The sequence below is a fragment of the Ottowia massiliensis genome (assembly GCF_900240305.1).
GTDB lineage: Bacteria > Pseudomonadota > Gammaproteobacteria > Burkholderiales > Burkholderiaceae_C > Ottowia > Ottowia massiliensis.
In genome coordinates this window covers 1,478,949-1,497,676 of the sequence record NZ_LT964854.1, presented here as the reverse complement: position 1 = coordinate 1,497,676, position 18,728 = coordinate 1,478,949, and the positions used below count along the sequence as shown (strand labels likewise).

The window sequence follows — 18,728 nt, the reverse complement described above, 5'->3', positions numbered from 1 at the left end:
AAGGTTACCGAGGAAGAATGGAACGTGTGCTCCGGGGCGAGAGACGACCACACAGGGCAACCGCCGCAGGATGGTCGGCGGCGTGAGTGGTGAAAAGGGGACAGGCGGCCGCCCGCCGCCCGTGGCCGCCGCGCCAAGCCAGGCCAAGCCCGCCGTGGCGCTGGACAAGGTGCGGGACGGGCGGGGCATGTGCAATGGCGCAGGAAATGACGCTGAAGTGGCGCGAAAAAGGCGCGCTTACGGACGCTCCTGCAAGACAAAGAGGTTGAGCATGACGGCCACCGTCTGCGGCCCTTCGGGCATGTGGCCCGCCAGGCTGTTGATCTGCACGCTTTCGGCATAGACGGCCGGGCGCAGGGCGGCGATGGATTGCAGCAGCTTCGCCATGGACGCCCATTCGCCTTCCAGGCGCAGGTTCAGCCCCACGCGGTAGAAGCCTTCTTTTTCCTGCGCGGCCAGCGCCTGGCTGCTGGTCACGCTCAAGCCGGCGGCGGCGGCCAGCTCGCGCACGCGCTGCAAGGCGCCGTTGCCAGCGTAGGAGGGGTCGTCTCCCGCCGGATAGGCGTATTGCGCCATGCGCTCACGCAGCTGCTGCGCCAGCTCGTCCAGCTGCGGCGCGCTGGCTTGCAGGCCCGCCAGGCGGGCGTAGCGCGGCTCGATTTCGGCCAGGCGCAAGGCAGCCCAGCGGTGCTTGTCATACACCTTGAACGCGCCCAGCGCCAGGCAGGCCAGCAGCGCGGCGGCCAGCAGGGCCAGCCAGATGCGCTCGGGGTTGCGGGCGGCGTTCATGGCGCGGCCTCCCCGCCTGCGGGCGAGAGGCGTTGCAAAGCAGGGGCGAACTCCACTTCAATGGTGAAGCTTTCCTGCTTGGCGTTGGCGTTGCGGATGGCGGGCGATGACAGGCGGGCGCTGTGGATGCCATCTTGCTGGCTGAGGCGCTGCACGAGGGCGGCGGCATCTTCGGCAAAGCCGCTGATGAACACTTTTTCGCCCTCGGTGCGCAAGTTGCTGATCCAGGCGCTGGAGGGCATGGCCTCGGCCAGCAGGGCCAGCGCGGGCACGAGGCGCAGCTGGGGGCCTGTGGCTTGCTGCAGCTGGGCCAGCCGGTCGGCCTGCTGTTGCAGGGCTTCGCGCGCGGCCATCTGGGGGGCGGCCTGGGCGCTCATGGCGGCATAGGCGCTTTGCGCCGCAATGGCGCGCTGACGCAGTTGCAGCGTGGGCGTGACGGCCAGCGCCAGCAGCAGCAGCAACGCCAGGGCCAGCAGCGCCAGCCGCAGGCGGCGGCCCCGGGCGGTCAGGGCCTTTCGCACGCGCGCGCCATCAGACGGCATGCAAATGGGGCGCAGCGCACCACCCGCCGCGCTGACCGCGTGGCCGCTGGCGGGCAGCACCCACACTTCGGGGCGGCTCACGCGGGCGTGTTGCAGCAGCAGCGCGTCCAGGCGCTGGCGCGAAGTCAGCGCCAAATCAACGCGGACGCGGCCATCGCCCAGAGGCGCGCTGCGGTAGCCCGCCACGGTCTGCTCGGGCTTGAAGGGGGTGATGGCCTGCACTTCCAGCTGCACGGCTTCGTCCAGATCGGCCTGCGGCAGGGCGGGCAGGGTGAGGGTGCGCTCCAGCGCCTCTTCGCGCGGCAGTTCGATGGCCTCGGCCTGCGGTGCGCCCGCGCTGGCGGGCAGCGGCTCGGCCTCGCCGTTTTTGACGCTCCAGAGCGTGCGCTGGCCGCTGGCCTGGTGCAGGCGCACGCGCACGGCGGGCGTGAGCGCGCCCAGCGCCGGGTGCGCCAGCAGCAGCGCAGCGGCAGACTGCCACTGGCGCAGCCACTGGCCAAGGTCAATGCCGAACAGGCGCGGATCGCTGGAAGGTGCCAATGCCATGTGAAAGGGAAGAGGGAGCGGAGCGAACGGAAGCTAGCTTCCTGCAGGCAAAACCTGCCCCTGCGTCCGCAAGGTGCGCCAGGGCGCAATGGAAGATGAATAAGCAGATAGCGTTACGTCGTGCGCGAGGCTGAATATTCTGCCCGCATCCAGCGGCACGCGGGCTGTGACTCTGAAAAATTGTGAAAAGCCCGCGCCGGTGAGCGCCGGGTCCAGCCCCGTGGTGTCTACGCCCGCCTCGCCTGCGTCGCGGCGGCTGGCAATGCGCTGGGCCACGGCGGCGTTGCCGCGCGCCAGCACGAGCAGCACCGGCAGGGGTGCGGCCAGCGGGTTCACGTTGGTGTGCTGGTAGGTGTCTGCCGTGACCAGCGGGCGGATGCGGGCGTAGGTGGCGTAATCCATGCCGGGCACGAGCAGCAGGTCATCCGCCGATTCGAACTGGCGGCGGGGCACGCGCCGCGTGGCGTCGCCCGTGCCGCCGGCGCGCCAGGTGTCGATGGCGTGCGCCAGCTGGTCGGCCTGCTTTTCGGGCACGCCGCCAGCCACTTGCAGCAGGGCCGAGAGCAGGGGCGGCTGGGCGGCATTCAGCGAAATCAGGCCGCTCAGGGGCTGCACCAGCACTTGCATCTCCACGCCGCCGTAGCTCACGCGCGTGGCGGCCATGCCTTCCGGCCGCGCACTTTCGGCCTTGAGCTGCTGCAAGGCCAGCGCGATGGCGCCTTCGGCCAGCGCCTGCGCGGCCACTTGCTCCGAAACGGCCTGCGCGGCCCTGACTTGCCCGCGCACCGTCTGGCTCATGCCCACCACCAGCAGGCTGAGCGCGGCCACGATCCACAGCACCATGATCAGGGCCAGGCCCTTGTTCCGGCCGCTTTTGGCGCTACCAGATCCATAGCATGAGGTCCTAGTGCAGAAAGCGCAAAAGCCGCTTTTACCCCCCCTGAATTTGCTCCTGTTCCTGATATGAAAAAGTCCGCCCGCCGCCGCTGCGGCCCAGCCTGTGCCTGTCTGGATCTTCATGGCCCGAACCCCTCGCTGCGCGCGTCGGTATCCGAGGCCAGCGGCGCGCGCATGGGCACGATGAGCAGCGGCCAGGGCGGCTGCGGCCCGCGAATGTCAAGCGCCACGGCGGACGGAATGCGCGCGCGCCGTCCGGCGGCGGCGGCCCAGTCGCCCACCCATTCACCGCTCAAGGGGTGCCGGTAGCGGATGGACAGGCCCGTGACCGGCTGCGCCAGCGCCTGCCACGGCGCGCGCGCCCAGTCAATGCCGCCCGGCTCATCGCTCCACGGGGCGTAGCGCAGCACCAGGCGGCCTTGCCCGTTCACATCGCGCTCCAGCGCCAGGCGCATGAAGTGCCGCCCGCCCAGACCGTAGCGCGCGGGCATCACGCCCACCCATTCCACGGCTTGCTCCTGTCCGCTGAAAAAGGGCCGCAACCGCTCGTTGCCCTGCCGCACGGGGCGCAGCGAGGCTTGCGAGAGCGCCTCCTGCAAAAAGCGCGCGGCCAGACGCAAGTCTTCGGCGGACTGCACGCGCGCGTCCACCCGCTCTTCGGTTTGCGCGGCGGAGTACAGGGTCGAACCCAGCGCCAGCATCAGCAGCGAAAGCAGCGCCATGGCGATGAGCACTTCCATCAGGGTAAAGCCGCGCTGGCGCGTCATCGCATCAGCCCTCCGGGTTGCGGGCGCTGCTCGGGGCGCAGGGTTTGCAGCGTCATCTCGCGCGGCGGGCCGTCGCCCCAGCGCACGGTAATGCGCAGCTCGTGCAGCAGCGGCGCGGCAGGGTTGGCCGACGAGACGGGCGTGGCAAAGGGCGCGCTGCGCAATTGCCAAGCCATGCCCGCCGATTCGCCCCCTTCGGCCAGCCCTTGCGCGGGCACCGTCTCGTGCAGCGCCAGCAGCGACTCGGCCAGAAGCGCCGCCCGCTCGCGCGCCGTCACGTCCGCCGTTTGCCGCGCGCTGCTGCCCATCGCCTGATAAAGCAGCCCGATGGACAGCGACATGATGGCAAAGGCCACCAGCACTTCCAGCAGCGAAAAGCCGCCTTGCAGGGCGGCATTCAGGGCGACATTCCGCTCCTTGTTCAATAGCAGGAAGTCCCCGTATTCATTGCGGCAAACGCCTTTCTCGGGGCGTTTGATTTGCTCCTTCTTTTGAGGCGCTGCGGCGGCGTTCATGGCGTTGCTCCCGCTGCCTCGCCGCTGGCTGGCTCCTGCTCCACGCGGCCAGAAAACCAGTCCACCCGCAGGCGCACGCCGCTGCCGGAGGGGCGGATGAGATCCACGCTGCCGCCCGTGGCGCCGCCGCGCGGCAGAAAGCGGATGCCCATCTCCTGCCCGTCAGCGCTCGTTTCCTGCCGCGCCGCCACGGCGCGCAGTTGCAGCGAATCGGGCACGGCGTGGCGCTCGCCGCCTTCCATGCCGTAAGTGCGCTCGCGCAGGTTCACCGTAAAGCGCGCCTCCACGCCTTCGCTTTGCGCCCGCTGGCGCGCCGCGCGCATTTCAGTGACGATGCCGCGCACCGCGCTGCGGTATTGCGCCGTCTCGTACATGCGCCCCAGCGAAGCGGGCGCCAGCGCCATCACCAGCGCCAAAATGGCAAACACCACCATCAGCTCCACCAGGGTGAAGCCGCTGAAGCGGTGTGGCGCGCGCGGGGCGAAGCGAAGCGAGGGCATGCGGAAAGCGGCGGACTGAAGCCATTTACTCCTGGACAAGGAGCAAATCCAGCCCCCGCAAAAAGCGTTTGGCGCAATCAGAACGGGGACTTCTTGCTATTGGAAAAGAAGCAAATAAAGAAGGAAAGAGAGCTGGCGCGCGGCGGGCCGGACTGCGGCCCGCCCGTTCAGCGGCCATTGCTCACATCGGCGTTTTCGCCTTCGCCGCCGGGCGCGTTGTCTGCGCCGTAGGAGGCGATTTCAAGGCCGCCGCTGGGGCCGGGGTTGGCGTAGCGGTAGGGGTTGCCCCAGGGGTCGGTGGGCACGCCGCCTTTCATGTAGGGGCCGTTCCAGCCGCTGACGGAGCCGGGTTTCTTGTCCAGCGCAGCCAGGCCTTCTGCCGTGGTGGGGTAGCGGCCCGTGTCGAGCTTGTAGATGTCCAGCGACTTGGCGATTTCCTCGATTTGAAGCTTGGCGGTTTTGGTTTTGGCACCGCCAAAGCGCTCCATGACTGCCGGGCCGACCAGCCCGGCCAGCAGGGCCAGGATGGCGATGACCACCAGCAGCTCAATGAGCGTGAAGCCCGCCTGGGCATGCGCGCGGGCGCGGGCGGGCGTGGGTTGCAGGCGCATGAAACGCATGGGTTTTCCTTTCTGTAGAGGGGTTTACTTCACCAGGTCATTGACGGAGATGATGCCCAGCAGGATGGAGACGATGATGGCCGCAATCAAGAGACCCAGCACGAGAATGAGGGCGGGTTCGAGCAGCGTCAGCCCGCGCTTGATGCCGGTTTCCACGTCGCGGTCAAGAATGGCCGCCAGCTCGTTCATCATGGCGCCGACGCGGCCTGTTTCTTCGCCCACGCGCACCAGGTTGATGGCCAGCGGCTCGAAAACGCCGGTGGCGCGCATGGCGGGCACGATGCGCGAGCCTTCCTTGACGAGCGGGGCCATTTTGGCCAGCGCCTGCCGCAGGGCCTGATGGGTGACGGTTTCTACCGAAATGTGCAGCGCCGCCAGCAGCGGCACGCCGTTGTCCAGCAGCGTGCCCAGCGAGCGGGCAAAGAGCGTGAGCTGGTATTTGCGCACGATGGGGCCCAGCACCGGCAGCGCAATCAGGCGCGCCTGCCACCACTGCCGCCCCGCCGGCGTGCGCAGCCAGCGCCAGGCCAGCCAGCCCAGCGCCGCCGCGCCCAGCCCCAGCGCCAGCCCGTAGTGGCGAAAGCCCTGCCCCAGCAGCATGACCACGCGCGTGGGCATGGGCAGCGCGTCGCCCATGTCCTTGAACAGCTTTTCAAACTGCGGCACCACAAAACCCAGCATGCCCACCAGCGACAGCACGGCCACGCCCAGCAAGATGGCCGGATAGAGCGTGGCCGACACCACGCTCTCGCGCAGCGCGCGCAGGCGCTGCATGTGGCCGGCCAGGCGGTCAAGCACCTGCGGCATCTGGCCGCTGACTTCGCCCGAGCGGATCATGTTGATGTAGAAGTCGCCAAAGTGCGCCTGGTGCGCGGCCAGCGCGCGGCTGAAGGGCGCGCCGCCTTTCACGTCTTCCAGCACTTTTTCCAGCATGGCGCGCACGCTGGGCTTGTGGCTCATGTCGATGAGCACGCGCAGCGCGGCATCGAGCGCCAGCCCGGCGCGCAGCATGATGGCCAGCTCGCTGGTGAGCGAGAGCACGTCGGCGGGCTTGACGGGGCCGCGCGCGGCGCGCGGGCGCGGGCCGGCCAGCGCCGCGCCTTCGGCCTGGCCGGCCGGCTGCACGCGTATGGGCGTCAGCCCCCGCTCGCGCAGCTGGCGCAGCACATCGGCTTCGGCGGCGGCTTCGGTGCGGCCTTCGGCGGCCTGGCCGTCGGCATGGGCGGCGCGCCAGAGAAATTCAGGCATCTGCGCCTTCCTGGCTGTCTTGCGTGACGCGCAGCACTTCATCCAGGCTGGTCAGGCCGGCGGCCACTTTGCGCAGGCCGTCGTCATAGAGCGTGTGCATGCCGCGCTGCACGGCCAGATGCTGAAGGCTGGCGGCGTCCTGGCCTTGCAAGATGGCGGCGCGCAGCGCGTCATCCACCACCATCAGCTCGTGTATGCCCGTGCGGCCCTTGTAACCCGTGCCCCGGCAGCGCTCGCAGCCCACGGCCTTGTAAATGGGCGCGCCCTCGGGCAGAAAGCGCCCCAGCCCGGAGCTTTGCAGCAGCGCGGGCGCGGGCTGCAAGGCCGCCTTGCAGTGCCCGCACAGGCGCCGCACCAGGCGCTGGGCCAGCACGCCATTGACGGTGGAAGTGATCAGGTAGCGCTCCACGCCCATGTCCTGCATGCGCACCACGGCGCTGGCGGCGGTGTTGGTGTGCAGGGTGGAAAGCACCAGGTGGCCGGTGAGCGAGGACTGCACGGCAATCTGCGCCGTCTCGCCGTCGCGCATTTCGCCAATCATGATGATGTCGGGGTCTTGCCGCAGGATGGAGCGCAGCGCGCTGGCGAAGGTGAGGTTGATTTGCGCGTGCACCTGAATCTGGTTGATGCCCTCCAGCTGGTACTCCACGGGGTCTTCCACGGTGATGATTTTTTGCGTGGCCGCGTCCAGCTTGGCCAGCGCCGCGTAGAGCGTGGTCGTCTTGCCCGAACCCGTGGGGCCGGTCACCAGCAAAATGCCGTGTGGGCGGGCGATGAGCTGGTTGAAGCGCTCCAGCGTGTCTTTTTCAAAGCCCATGTCTTCCAGGCTGAAGCGCACGCTGGCGCGGTCGAGCACGCGCATCACCACGCTTTCGCCATACACCGTGGGCACGGTGGACACGCGCAAGTCCAGCTCACGGCCCTTCACGCGCGTTTTGATGCGCCCGTCTTGCGGCAGGCGGCGCTCGGCAATGTCCAGATGCGCCAGCAGCTTCACGCGCGAACTCACCGCCGCGCCCTGCTGCGGCGGCACGATTTCGCCGGGCAGCAGCACGCCGTCCACGCGGTATCGCACGTGCAGGCCGTCGTCAAACGGCTCCAGGTGAATGTCAGAGGCGCGCAGCTCGATCACGCGGCCAATGATGTTGTTCACCAGGCGGATAACAGGCGCTTCACTGGCCAGATCGCGCAGGTGCTCCACGAAATCGCCCGCCTCGCCCTCGCCCAGCGGGCCAAAGCCCGATTCCGGCCCCTCGGCCTCGGCGGAAGGCTCCTCGAACAGGCGCTCCAGCGCCTTGTCGATCTCGGCGGCCAGCCCCACGGCGGGCAGCACCTCCAGCCCCGTGCTCAGGCGCAGCGCCTTGCACACAAAGGCGTCTTGCGGTGCGGCCATCGCCACGTGCAGCCGCCCCGCGTCGTCCTGCGCGAGCGGCAGCACGTGATGCGCGCGCAAAAAGCCCGGCAGCAGCCCTTGCGGCTCCGGCGGCACGGCCGGAAAGGCATCGCCCGTCACGAAAGGCACGCCCAGATGATCGGCCAGCGCGCGCGCGGCATCCACATCAGACACCAGCCCCAGGCTCACCAGCACGCGGTCGAGCGAGCCGCCCATCTCCCGCTGCGCCGCCAGCGCCCGCTCCAGATCGCGCGCGCCCAGCTTGCCCTCGCGCACCAGCCGCTCGCCGTAGCGCGGCCAGTCATCAGCGGCAAAAAGAGGGGCGGCAACAGGGCGTGAAGACATGAACGGGCAGGCTGGGTGGGCAAAAACGGGGCGCAATGCTAGCGCACGCCCAGCGCACACGGAATGGGCGCGGCCCGCCGGGAAACCGCTTGCCCGCCGCTTTCCCCCTGACGGCATTGCTGAACGGTATGCCCGCCCCCTCGCCGCTCGCATTGCAGCGCCAAGGCGCACGGGCTTTGTCTGCCAGGAAATATCAAAACAAGAGCAAATTAAGGGGCCAGAAATGCCAATTCGCGCAAATCACACTAAGACCTCATGCTATGAATAAAAGAGCGAATTAAAGGGCAGGCAAATGGGCGTATTCCGCCTATCCCGCCACGCGGCGCCATCTTCGAGGCGGCCCGGGCTGCCGCTGCCAGCGCGGCAGAAGATGCCTGCGCCGGCAGAGTCATTCGCCCTCTTCCGCAGGCTCGCGCAGCTCGCGGCGCAGCACTTTGCCGACGGGCGATTTGGGCAGGCTGGCGCGAAATTCGATGCGCGAGGGGCGCTTGTAGCCCGTCAGACAGCGGCGGGCGTGCTGGCGCAGCGCTTCTTCGGTGAGGCTCTCGTCCTTGCGCACGACAACGAGTTTGACGGCTTCGCCCGTTTTGTCGTCCGGCACGCCCACCACGGCCGCTTCCAGCACGCCGGGCACGGCGGCCATCACGTCTTCCACTTCATTGGGATAGACGTTGAAGCCGCTGACCAAAATCATGTCTTTCTTGCGGTCCACGATGCGGATGTAGCCTTTTTCGTCCATCACGCCGATGTCGCCCGTTTTGAAATAGCCGTCGGCGGTCATGGCCAGCGCGGTTTCATCGGGGCGCTGCCAGTAGCCGGCCATGACCTGCGGGCCTTTGATGGCGATTTCGCCGCTTTGGCCCTGGGGCACTTCGCGGCCCTCGTCATCGAGCAGGCGCACGTCGGTATCGGGCAGGGGCAGGCCGATGGCGCCGCTGTATTCGCGCAAGGTGACGGGGTTGCAGCAGGCAATCGGCGCGGTTTCAGACAAGCCGTAGCCCTCGCAAACGGGCGTGCCCGTGCGCTGAAGCCACTGCTGGGCCACGGCGCTTTGCACCGATGAGCCGCCGCCCACGGCCACTTTCAAATGGCTCCAGTCCACCTTGTCAAAGTCCGGGTGATGCAGTATGCCGTTGAACAGCGTATTGACCGCCGGGAGCTGGTGAAACTTGTGGCGGGCCAGCTCGCGCAGCGTGGCCTTCATGTCGCGCGGGTTGGGAATGAGCACCGTCTTGCCGCCAATGCGCAGCGTCAGGATCAGGCTGGCCGTGAAGGCGAAGATGTGATAGAGCGGCAGGGCGCAGATGCCGATGATTTGCTGGCCTTCAGGCACGTTTTTGAGCACGGGCTGGTACCACGCCTGCGCTTGCAGGGCATTGGCCACCAGGTTGCGGTGCAGCAGCATCGCGCCCTTGGGCACGCCCGTGGTGCCGCCGGTGTATTGCAAAACGGCAATGTCATCGGGCAGCACGGGCGGGGCCTGAAAAGGCAGCCTGCGCCCCTTGGCGATGGCCTTGGCGTAGCGCACCGCGCCCGGCAGGCGAAAAGCCGGAACGGCCTTGCGCACGTGGCGCAGCACAAAGTCCACCACCGCGCCGCGCGCCCAGCCCAGGCGCTCGCCCACGCTGGCGAGGATGACGTTTTGCACCTGGGTCTGCGGCAGGCAGGCTTGCACCGTGTCGGCGAAGTTTTCCATCACCACCAGCGCCCGGGCGCCCGAGTCATTGAGCTGGTGCTCCAGCTCGCGCGGGGTGTAGAGCGGATTGACATTCACCACCACCATGCCCGCGCGCAGCACGGCGGCCACCGTTTCGGCGTACTGGGGCACGTTAGGCATCATCACCGCTACGCGGTCGCCCTTTTTCAGCCCGCGCGATTGCAAAAAGGCCGCCAGCGCGCGGCTTTGGCGCTCCAGATCGGCGTAGCTGTATTCGCGGCCCATGTAGCTCAAGGCCGCCCGGCTGGCGAACTGGCTGAAACTGGCCTCAAGCAGAGCGGCCAGCGTGGGAAAGGCGGCCACGTCAATGCTGGCGGGCACGCCTTCAGGGTATTGACCAAGCCAGGGGCATTGCGAAGCGGGGTTCATATCAGGGTTCCTCTTTGTCTGTCAAAACGCGGCGGATTGTGGACAGGCTACAAGAAAAAGTATTCTTTTCCCTGCAAGTGAACCCATATTTGAACCAAAAGTATCGTCAAATGATTCTCTGCTGGCGCTGGCAGCCCCCTATGCGCCGGACAAGCGGTCTCAGACGATAGGCTCGCGCGGCAGGCTTGAACGCTCTTTTCACGAGGGTAAAAGCCACGCGGGCTTGCAAGCTGGCAGAACCCGCTCACAGCCTGGCGGCGAAGGGCGAACGGCGCAGCTCTCGGACAAAGCACAGGAGAGAGAAAGCTAGCGAAGCCACTCCGAATTGCTCCGCGCCTCGAATCCCTAGGAAAAATGCGATCCCTCTGCGACAAGAAACAGGGATTTATTCAAACGGATATTGAGCGCCGGCTCCACTTGTCCAGACCGCCTGCTGACCATGGCAACAGCCCACCGCAAGGCTGGATGCGTTTGCCTCTGGGCATTTGCTCCATCAAGCCGACGGAGCCTGTTTGGAATCCACTGCGACTGCACGAGCGCATGAAGACAACTTCAGATGGTGTGCATTCCACCTTGAACAGGTGGTGAATGGCTTTCTGGAAAAGCGAAAGCCCCGTATACGGGGCTTTCCATTTGGTGCATCTAAAGCTTGTTAGCGGTAGAGCGCATTTCCCAGTGATCAGGGCTTCGAAGAGTATAGCAACTTGTTGCAAACAAAAGCACAGGGTTTTCACCGATGCACACGCGCTTGTCAGCGTGCACTAATTGATTTGCTTGAAACAAATTGCACTAAAAGGAAAACGAATGCCGAAACAAAAGTCCACTCGTTACCGCTTGGCGCTGGATTTGGGATCCACTTCGCTGGGCTGGGCCGTGTTGCGGCTCAATGAGCAGCATGAGCCCAACGCCATCATCCGCGCGGGGGTGCGCATCTTCAGCGACGGGCGCAATCCGAAAGACGGCTCCTCTCTGGCCGTGACGCGCCGCGCTGCTCGCGCCATGCGCCGCCGCCGTGACCGACTGCTCAAGCGCAAGGCGCGCATGATGAACAAGCTGGTGGAGTATGGTTTTTTTCCGGCCGATGTGGCTGAACGCAAAAAGCTGGAACGCATAAATCCCTACGAGCTTCGCGCCAAAGGACTGGATGCGCCGCTAACGCCGGGTGAATTTGCTCGGGCACTCTTTCACATCAATCAGCGGCGCGGTTTCAAGAGCAACCGCAAGACGGACAAGAAGGAAAACGACAGCGGGGCGCTGAAGGCTGCCATTAGCCACCTGCGCCAGCAGTTGCATGAAAGAAAGGCGCGCACGGTGGGCGAATGGCTGTGGCAGCGCCTGCAAGCAGGCCTGGGCACGCGCGCCCGCTACCGCGAAAGCCGAGTGGCGCAGGCCAATGGCAAGACGCGCATTGAAAAGAGCTACGACCTCTACGTTGACCGGCAGATGATTGCAGAGGAATTTGACGCGCTATGGGCGGCACAGGCAGCCTTCAATCCGCAGCAGTTTAGTGAACAGGCGCGTGGCGAATTACGTGATGTTTTGCTGTTTCAGCGCGATTTGCGACCTGTCAGGCCAGGGCGCTGCACTTTGCTGCCCGATGAGGAGCGTGCCCCATTGGCACTGCCCAGCGTGCAGCGTTTTCGCATTCTGCAAGAAGCCAATCACTTGCGGCTGCTGCATCCGGACTTGCGTGAGGAACCGCTTTCATTGGCCCAGCGCGATGCCGTGGTGGATGCGCTGGAACACAACAGCAAACGCACGTTTGAGCAGCTGCGCAAGCTGCTCAAGCTCAACGGCACAGTGAAGTTCAATCTGGAAGATGAGAAACGCAAGGAACTCAAGGGCAATGCAACGAACGCGGCGCTGTCCAAAGACGGCCTGTTTGGCGAGAACTGGTGGAAGTTTGACGAAGCTTTGCAGAATGAAATCGTCTGGCAACTGGTTTCGGAGCAAAGCGAGGAAAAGCTGCAGAACTGGCTGCAGGCCAACACGGGCGTGAATGCCACGCAAGCCGAGGCGATCGCCAATGCGGGGCTGCCTGATGGCTACGGCTCACTCAGCCGCAAAGCGCTGGCGCGCATCGTTCCTGCCTTGCGTGAAGCGGAGGTGGTAAATGGAATAGATGTGCCACGCACATATGACCAAGCCGTACAGGCGGCAGGCTTTGCGCACCACAGCGATCTGGATTCCGGATTTGGTTTTGAACACAGCCACGATGAAGTGGAGCGGATTGGCGAACGTGTGATTGCCTCAACGGGCGAAGTCAAACCTGTCTCTGCCTTCAAACAACTGCCGTATTACGGCAAAGCCTTGCAACGCCATGTGGCGTTTGCCAAGGAGCATCCACGCAATGAGGAGGAACGCTATGGAAAGATTGCCAATCCCACAGTGCATATCGGGCTGAACCAGCTACGGGTGGTGGTCAATGCGCTGATTCGCCGCTACGGAAGACCAACAGAAGTGGTGGTGGAGCTGGCGCGCGATTTGAAACAAAGCCGCGAACAAAAACAGGAGGAGCAAAAGCGGCAGGCCGATTACCAGAAGCGCAATGAGCGTATTCGCCGCGAAATTGCCAGCATGCGCGGCTGCGCCGAAGAACGAGTGAGCCATGCCGACGTGCAGAAATGGATTCTCTGGGAAGAATTGAGCTTTGACGTGGCCGATCGGCGCTGCCCCTACAGTGGCGTGCAGATCAGTGCGCAGATGCTGCTGTCCAACCAAGTGGAAATCGAGCACATCCTGCCGTTTTCGCAAACGCTGGACAACTCCTTGAATAACCGCACAGTTGCCATGCGACAGGCCAACCGCATCAAGGGCAACCGCACGCCGTGGCAGGCGCGGGAGGACTTTGAACGCCAAGGCTGGTCATATGACAGCATTCTGCAACGCGCCGAGCGCATGCCCAAGGCCAAACGCTACCGTTTCTCACGCGATGGCTATGAACGCTGGTTGAAAGAAGACAAGGATTTTCTGGCGCGAGCACTGAACGACACTCGCTATCTCTCACGAGTCGCCAAAACATATATGGAGCTGGTGTGCCCACTCGGCACGAGAGTGATTCCTGGACAGATGACAGCGCTGCTGCGCGCCAAATTTGGTCTGAATGACGTACTGGGCCTCAATGGCGAGAAAAATCGCGATGACCACCGCCACCATGCCGTGGATGCTTGTGTAATTGGCGTGACGGATCAAGGACTGTTGCAACGATTTGCGCAAGCCAGCGCGGATGTGCGCGGGAATGGACTAGAAAAACTGGTGGAAAACATGCCTGTTCCCTGGGCAACCTACAGAGACCATGTGAAGCGCGCCATTCAATGCATATGGGTCAGTCACAAGCCGGATCATGGTTATGAAGGCCCCATGATGGAAGAAACGGCTTACGGCATCCGGAAAGACGGCTCCATCAGGCAAAAAACAAAAGCCGATGGCAGCACGGGGCGGGAAATCACTCATCTGATTCGAATCACTGAGCCTACCCAAAATCTGCGGCATGGTGTGGACGCGCAAGGGCAGCCGCTAGCGTATAAAGGCTATGTGGGCGGCAGCAATGACTGCATTGAAATCACACAGAATGAACAGGGAAAATGGGAAGGAAATGTGATTACCACTTTCCAAGCTTATGACATTGTCAGACGACTGGGCAGCAAACAGGGGCCTCGCCGCTTACGGCATCCAACACTGGCACAGACGCTGGATGTATATGGGAAACCCAAAAAACTGGTCATGCGGCTAATGATTGATGATTGTGTTCGGCTGGAGCTGGACGGCAACAAAAAAACGCTGCGGGTTGTCAAAATAACCGGAAATGGTCAAGTATTCATGGCTCCTGTGCATGAAGCCAATGTGGATAAACGAAATAGCGACAAAACAGACCCATTCGCTTACGTGTCTAAATATGCGGGCTCTTTTCAGAAGGCTAAGGCTAGGCGTATCACCATCTCTCCAATAGGCGAATTGCACGATCCCGGCTTTTAAAAGTAAAAAAGAGAGCGCCATGATTGGACACATTGTCGAAATCGCAGACGACAGACGGCATCTATCCGTACGCCGGGGTTTCATGGTCGTGCACGATACGGAAGGCGAACGCCGGCTTTTGGGTCAGGTACCCCTAGATGACATCGCAGCCGTCATCGCCAATGCATACGGCATCACCTATACCGGGAATTTACTAGTGGCCTTGGCCGAGCGTGGCGTTCCATTTGTGCTTTGTGCCGCCAACCACAACGCCGTAGGGATGCTGCTGACGCTGAATGGACATCATGTACAAGCCCACCGCATGGAGGCGCAAATTGCTGCCAGCCAGCCGACGCGCAAACGCCTCTGGGCAGCCATCGTTAAATGCAAGCTAGAACAACAAGCTGCCGCCCTGGAAGCCACAGGCGTTCCTCATATGCCCCTTGCAGCATTGGCGAAAAAAGTTCGCAGCGGTGACCCTGAAAATATGGAAGCCCAAGGCGCGCGCCGTTACTGGACACTTCTTTTCGGAAAAGATTTTCGGCGTGATCAGCAGGGCGAAGGCATTAATGCTCTGCTCAACTATGGCTACGCCATTGTTCGTTCCGCCACTGCAAGAGCTGTTGTCGCAGCAGGGCTTCATCCTAGCGTGGGACTGCATCACAGTAACGATGGCAACCCCATGCGCTTGGTCGATGATTTGATGGAACCCTTTCGCCCCATGATTGACTTGAAAGTCTGGCGATTGCAATGTTCAGGTCATCATCAAGTCACGTCTGAAACCAAGCGAATGCTGGCGCATATTCTTTATGACGACATGCAGACCAGCGCAGGGACCACTCCCATGATGGTGTGCATGCAAAAGTTGGCCACCTCTTTAGCACAGGTTTACGTTGGTCAAAGAGAAAAGTTGGACTTGCCCTTGCCCGGTCTGCCGCTATCTCTGACAGGCAACCTGCGCCCTTCATGATGGATTCACCATGCTTTCCGGGTACAGGCTGATGTGGATACTGGTGATGTTCGATCTACCCGTGCTGGAAAAAGTCGAGCGGAAGGCCGCCACAGACTTTCGCAAGGCCTTGTTGGACATGGGTTTTGAAATGAGCCAGCTCAGCGTTTACATGCGCTTTTGCACAAGCCAGACTCAAATTGACACCTACGCAAAACGCGTTGAGTCCATCCTTCCCGCGGGCGGCAAGGTCAACCTACTTCAATTCACGGACAAACAGTATGAGCGCATCATCACCTTCCACAGCAAGATGCGACAAGCCCCACCGAAAACACCAGATCAGTTCGATCTCTTCTGATGTTGAACAACGCTTTTTTATACCTCGCAGCACCTAAAAGGTGTTTGGCGACAAGGAGTTAGGTGTTCTGGAATTTTAGATCACTGGGAAATGCGCTCTATCCGGAACATGCACAAATGGCGATCGGTCGGTGGCGGGATTTTAGATCACTGGGAAATGCGCTCTATCCGGAACCTACGAAACGCCGGTAGGTTACAGATGCGAATTTTAGATCACTGGGAAATGCGCTCTATCCGGAACATGAAGATGAAGCCTATTGCAACGGCTACAATTTTAGATCACTGGGAAATGCGCTCTATCCGGAACCGGAATCATGGGCAAGAAGCCAAAGGATGGATTTTAGATCACTGGGAAATGCGCTCTATCCGGAACATCGCAACAATCATGACCGTTTTGTTTCCGATTTTAGATCACTGGGAAATGCGCTCTATCCGGAACTGCGTGCGCACAACATGAATCGTTTGCAGCATTTTAGATCACTGGGAAATGCGCTCTATCCGGAACAACCTAGGTAGCGGGCAGGGCGGGCAAGGGATTTTAGATCACTGGGAAATGCGCTCTATCCGGAACTGAGGGGAAAAGTAATGTGGCACGGGCAACATTTTAGATCACTGGGAAATGCGCTCTATCCGGAACACAAAAAGCAATATAAAGATGGCATTAGAGATTTTAGATCACTGGGAAATGCGCTCTATCCGGAACTTATCGATGTTGGCGCATCCAACGTGGAAGATTTTAGATCACTGGGAAATGCGCTCTATCCGGAACAGGCGGCTCTGAGGATTCCGCATGTAATTAATTTTAGATCACTGGGAAATGCGCTCTATCCGGAACGCACAAGTACGCCTGTGCATCGCGCGGCAGATTTTAGATCACTGGGAAATGCGCTCTATCCGGAACAGCGAGAATGCCGAAACGCCGCTGGCTGTAATTTTAGATCACTGGGAAATGCGCTCTATCCGGAACTTGACCCTGTCGTTGATGGTTTGTGCCTGCATTTTAGATCACTGGGAAATGCGCTCTATCCGGAACATCAACATAGCTGTATTGTGCATGACTAACATTTTAGATCACTGGGAAATGCGCTCTATCCGGAACACGATACGGCAGCGCCCCATTTGCCGTCTGATTTTAGATCACTGGGAAATGCGCTCTATCCGGAACATCCACTAGGTAGCGCTGCGGAGCCGCTGCATTTTAGATCACTGGGAAATGCGCTCTATCCGGAACCGCCGCGTGCAGCAGATCGTCGGCATGTGTATTTTAGATCACTGGGAAATGCGCTCTATCCGGAACAAGGCCAGCGGCCAGTCGGCGGCGTCGATGATTTTAGATCACTGGGAAATGCGCTCTATCCGGAACCTGTGCAAAGAGGCAGCCTTGTTTGCGGCATTTTAGATCACTGGGAAATGCGCTCTATCCGGAACGGAGCGCGAAGAGCATCAGCTACAGCGCGCAATTTTAGATCACTGGGAAATGCGCTCTATCCGGAACCGAACGCCCCGTTTTCTATAACGGCAGGTTCATTTTAGATCACTGGGAAATGCGCTCTATCCGGAACCATCCGCTGGCACGTTATAAGTGCCCCCGGATTTTAGATCACTGGGAAATGCGCTCTATCCGGAACACGGCACTAGGCAATAGAACTCTAGCTGAAATTTTAGATCACTGGGAAATGCGCTCTATCCGGAACTAGCTGGCAATGCACACGCTCCGCAAAGCGATTTTAGATCACTGGGAAATGCGCTCTATCCGGAACGCCGCATGAGCGGCGAAGCATTGGCTCTAGATTTTAGATCACTGGGAAATGCGCTCTATCCGGAACTAATCAAGGCTTTTGCATGAGCTACGGCATATTTTAGATCACTGGGAAATGCGCTCTATCCGGAACGCGCGGATGCGTTTTTAGGCGCGCTGCCCGATTTTAGATCACTGGGAAATGCGCTCTATCCGGAACCCACAGTTGCGGAGATGTGTCAGGTGTATAACATTTTAGATCACTGGGAAATGCGCTCTATCCGGAACTGGGAACACCCACGCAAGAAGGAACGTTCTATTTTAGATCACTGGGAAATGCGCTCTATCCGGAACTCCAGCAAAAGCAGCAGCCAATATATACCAAGATTTATTTGCTTCCGGTAATCTGTTTTTGCAGTTTCCCGCAGTAATCAAGCGGCGGAATGGGCGAAGTGAGCCAGATAATGTCCGAGGGAGCCAGGGCGGATGTTTCGGCGGGGTCTTCTTGCGAGTGCGGCTTGCCCGCAGCCGAACGGGCGCGTGCGGAAAGAACCCGTGTGAGAAGGTGTTGGGGCAAGAAGCGTGGGACGCCCAGGGCGCGGTGGGTGTGCCCGTTGCCTGTGATGAGGATGACTGTTTGGCTGGAGGGCGCTTGTTCAGCCAGGCGGGCCAGTGTGGCGGCCATGGTCATGTCGCGGGCGATTTGGATGCGTGTCATGGGCGCCGTCTGCTCTGCGGGCAGCAAATCGCAATGGCTTTGGCGCAAACGGTCTTGCTGCAGAGCCAGCAAGGAGGCGGGCAGCTGGGTATCCAGCTCAAGGTTTCCCATGGCTTCTTTCATGCGGGCGCGGGGGAGGTTTGCGCCTTCCACGGGCACGCCCGCGCGCACAGCTGCCATGATGGCGGGGCCGTAATTGGCCCAAGGCCAGGCGCGGTCGTTCCAGGACAGCGCTTGTTGCACGGCGGCTTCGCTGGCAGAGCGGGGCAGGCGGCGGGTGTCGTGGCCCTGTTCGGCCATTTCAAGGGCAACGGCAGCCAGTTGCCCGCGCGCCGCCAGCCAGTCGATGACTTGGCGTTGGAGCCGCTGGTGATCAGGAGCGTCGTGCTGCTCGCCAATCAGCAGCGCCTGGGCGGGCAGCAGGCGTTCCAGTTGCTGGGCGTCAATTTCAGTGGGCGTTGCAGCAATGCAGGCGCTCAATGCCAGTGGAGCGAGCAGAAGAAGTGTGCGCATGTCATGTTCCCGGCGGAATGGGCCAAAGGGCCAAAGCAGGCTTGTGAGCCGCCGTCATGCTACGACAGATGGTGCAATGGCTCTCATGCCCGCTCTCACGTCTGAATCAACCGCAAGCGCTGGCGCGCACTGAAACGGGCGCTATTGCATTCACGGCAAGCTGCTCGCGCACGCCCCTTTTTCAAGCCAGGAACAATCAGGCCCCAAAACCGCCTCTGCTTTGCTCTGAATAGCACAAAACCGCCCGCCCA

The 18,728-nt window shown here is 62.0% G+C and carries 14 protein-coding genes and 1 CRISPR repeat array; of the genes, 3 read left to right on the top strand and 11 right to left on the bottom strand.

What is annotated here, in order from left to right; all coding sequences use genetic code 11:
• Positions 1 to 237: 237 nt before the first annotated feature.
• The 10 genes from gspM to C1720_RS06760 form a co-directional block, all read right to left on the bottom strand.
• On the bottom strand, positions 238 to 789 hold the full coding sequence (gspM, locus tag C1720_RS06805) for a type II secretion system protein GspM (protein WP_102283687.1): 552 nt from the start codon (positions 787 to 789) through the stop codon (positions 238 to 240).
• Complete coding sequence (locus tag C1720_RS06800; RefSeq protein WP_102283686.1) at positions 786 to 1,877, bottom strand: PilN domain-containing protein; 1,092 nt, start codon at positions 1,875 to 1,877, stop codon at positions 786 to 788. The genes gspM and C1720_RS06800 overlap by 4 nt, the downstream gene beginning before the upstream one ends.
• 33 nt (positions 1,878 to 1,910) lie before the next feature.
• The gene (locus tag C1720_RS06795; RefSeq protein ID WP_158241656.1) at positions 1,911 to 2,720 is read right to left on the bottom strand and encodes a type II secretion system minor pseudopilin; all 810 of its coding nucleotides are present in this window, start codon (positions 2,718 to 2,720) and stop codon (positions 1,911 to 1,913) included.
• A 173-nt stretch (positions 2,721 to 2,893) separates the two neighbouring features.
• On the bottom strand, positions 2,894 to 3,541 hold the full coding sequence (locus tag C1720_RS06790) for a type II secretion system protein GspJ (protein WP_102283684.1): 648 nt from the start codon (positions 3,539 to 3,541) through the stop codon (positions 2,894 to 2,896).
• The gene (locus tag C1720_RS06785) at positions 3,538 to 4,056 is read right to left on the bottom strand and encodes a type IV pilus modification PilV family protein (RefSeq protein ID WP_102283683.1); all 519 of its coding nucleotides are present in this window, start codon (positions 4,054 to 4,056) and stop codon (positions 3,538 to 3,540) included. Before C1720_RS06785 ends, C1720_RS06790 begins: the two co-directional genes overlap by 4 nt.
• The gene (locus C1720_RS06780; protein WP_050715026.1) at positions 4,053 to 4,556 is read right to left on the bottom strand and encodes a GspH/FimT family pseudopilin; all 504 of its coding nucleotides are present in this window, start codon (positions 4,554 to 4,556) and stop codon (positions 4,053 to 4,055) included. Before C1720_RS06780 ends, C1720_RS06785 begins: the two co-directional genes overlap by 4 nt.
• 167 nt (positions 4,557 to 4,723) lie before the next feature.
• Entirely contained in the window at positions 4,724 to 5,176 is a 453-nt protein-coding gene (gene gspG, locus C1720_RS06775) for a type II secretion system major pseudopilin GspG (protein ID WP_050715027.1), read from the bottom strand.
• A gap of 24 nt (positions 5,177 to 5,200) precedes the next feature.
• Entirely contained in the window at positions 5,201 to 6,424 is a 1,224-nt protein-coding gene (locus C1720_RS06770; RefSeq protein ID WP_102283681.1) for a type II secretion system F family protein, read from the bottom strand.
• Complete coding sequence (gene gspE, locus C1720_RS06765; RefSeq protein WP_102283680.1) at positions 6,417 to 8,162, bottom strand: type II secretion system ATPase GspE; 1,746 nt, start codon at positions 8,160 to 8,162, stop codon at positions 6,417 to 6,419. Before gspE ends, C1720_RS06770 begins: the two co-directional genes overlap by 8 nt.
• A 388-nt stretch (positions 8,163 to 8,550) precedes the next feature.
• Positions 8,551 to 10,248, bottom strand: a complete 1,698-nt coding sequence (locus tag C1720_RS06760) for a long-chain-fatty-acid--CoA ligase (protein ID WP_102283679.1) — start codon at positions 10,246 to 10,248, stop codon at positions 8,551 to 8,553.
• Between the two features lie 804 nt (positions 10,249 to 11,052).
• Between C1720_RS06760 and cas9 the strand changes: the two genes are divergently transcribed.
• The 3 genes from cas9 to cas2 are packed head-to-tail and all read left to right on the top strand — an operon-like array spanning position 11,053 to position 15,509.
• A complete protein-coding gene (gene cas9, locus C1720_RS06755) occupies positions 11,053 to 14,223 on the top strand; it encodes a type II CRISPR RNA-guided endonuclease Cas9 (protein ID WP_102283678.1) in 3,171 nt (1,056 codons plus the stop codon).
• Positions 14,224 to 14,242: 19 nt separating this feature from the next.
• Positions 14,243 to 15,172, top strand: coding sequence for a type II CRISPR-associated endonuclease Cas1 (cas1, locus tag C1720_RS06750; RefSeq protein WP_102283677.1), 930 nt, complete (start codon positions 14,243 to 14,245; stop codon positions 15,170 to 15,172).
• A 10-nt stretch (positions 15,173 to 15,182) separates the two neighbouring features.
• Positions 15,183 to 15,509, top strand: a complete 327-nt coding sequence (gene cas2 / locus C1720_RS06745) for a CRISPR-associated endonuclease Cas2 (RefSeq protein ID WP_199170968.1) — start codon at positions 15,183 to 15,185, stop codon at positions 15,507 to 15,509.
• Positions 15,510 to 15,581: 72 nt separating this feature from the next.
• A CRISPR array of direct repeats spans positions 15,582 to 17,600; the repeat unit is 36 nt; unit sequence ATTTTAGATCACTGGGAAATGCGCTCTATCCGGAAC.
• 34 nt (positions 17,601 to 17,634) lie between these two features.
• Here cas2 and C1720_RS06740 read toward each other — a convergent pair.
• Positions 17,635 to 18,477, bottom strand: a complete 843-nt coding sequence (locus tag C1720_RS06740; RefSeq protein WP_102283675.1) for a ChaN family lipoprotein — start codon at positions 18,475 to 18,477, stop codon at positions 17,635 to 17,637.
• Positions 18,478 to 18,728: the final 251 nt, after the last annotated feature.

Excerpts from the sequence above, each read along its gene's own strand:
- gspM (WP_102283687.1), bottom strand. The coding sequence starts at position 789 with ATGAACGCCGCCCGCAACCCCGAGCGCATCTGGCTGGCCCTGCTGGCC.
- C1720_RS06800 (WP_102283686.1), bottom strand. The coding sequence starts at position 1,877 with ATGGCATTGGCACCTTCCAGCGATCCGCGCCTGTTCGGCATTGACCTT.
- C1720_RS06795 (WP_158241656.1), bottom strand. The coding sequence starts at position 2,720 with ATGGTGCTGTGGATCGTGGCCGCGCTCAGCCTGCTGGTGGTGGGCATG.
- C1720_RS06790 (WP_102283684.1), bottom strand. The coding sequence starts at position 3,541 with ATGACGCGCCAGCGCGGCTTTACCCTGATGGAAGTGCTCATCGCCATG.
- C1720_RS06785 (WP_102283683.1), bottom strand. The coding sequence starts at position 4,056 with ATGAACGCCGCCGCAGCGCCTCAAAAGAAGGAGCAAATCAAACGCCCC.
- C1720_RS06780 (WP_050715026.1), bottom strand. The coding sequence starts at position 4,556 with ATGCCCTCGCTTCGCTTCGCCCCGCGCGCGCCACACCGCTTCAGCGGC.
- gspG (WP_050715027.1), bottom strand. The coding sequence starts at position 5,176 with ATGCGTTTCATGCGCCTGCAACCCACGCCCGCCCGCGCCCGCGCGCAT.
- C1720_RS06770 (WP_102283681.1), bottom strand. The coding sequence starts at position 6,424 with ATGCCTGAATTTCTCTGGCGCGCCGCCCATGCCGACGGCCAGGCCGCC.
- gspE (WP_102283680.1), bottom strand. The coding sequence starts at position 8,162 with ATGTCTTCACGCCCTGTTGCCGCCCCTCTTTTTGCCGCTGATGACTGG.
- C1720_RS06760 (WP_102283679.1), bottom strand. The coding sequence starts at position 10,248 with ATGAACCCCGCTTCGCAATGCCCCTGGCTTGGTCAATACCCTGAAGGC.
- cas9 (WP_102283678.1), top strand. The coding sequence starts at position 11,053 with ATGCCGAAACAAAAGTCCACTCGTTACCGCTTGGCGCTGGATTTGGGA.
- cas1 (WP_102283677.1), top strand. The coding sequence starts at position 14,243 with ATGATTGGACACATTGTCGAAATCGCAGACGACAGACGGCATCTATCC.
- cas2 (WP_199170968.1), top strand. The coding sequence starts at position 15,183 with ATGCTTTCCGGGTACAGGCTGATGTGGATACTGGTGATGTTCGATCTA.
- C1720_RS06740 (WP_102283675.1), bottom strand. The coding sequence starts at position 18,477 with ATGCGCACACTTCTTCTGCTCGCTCCACTGGCATTGAGCGCCTGCATT.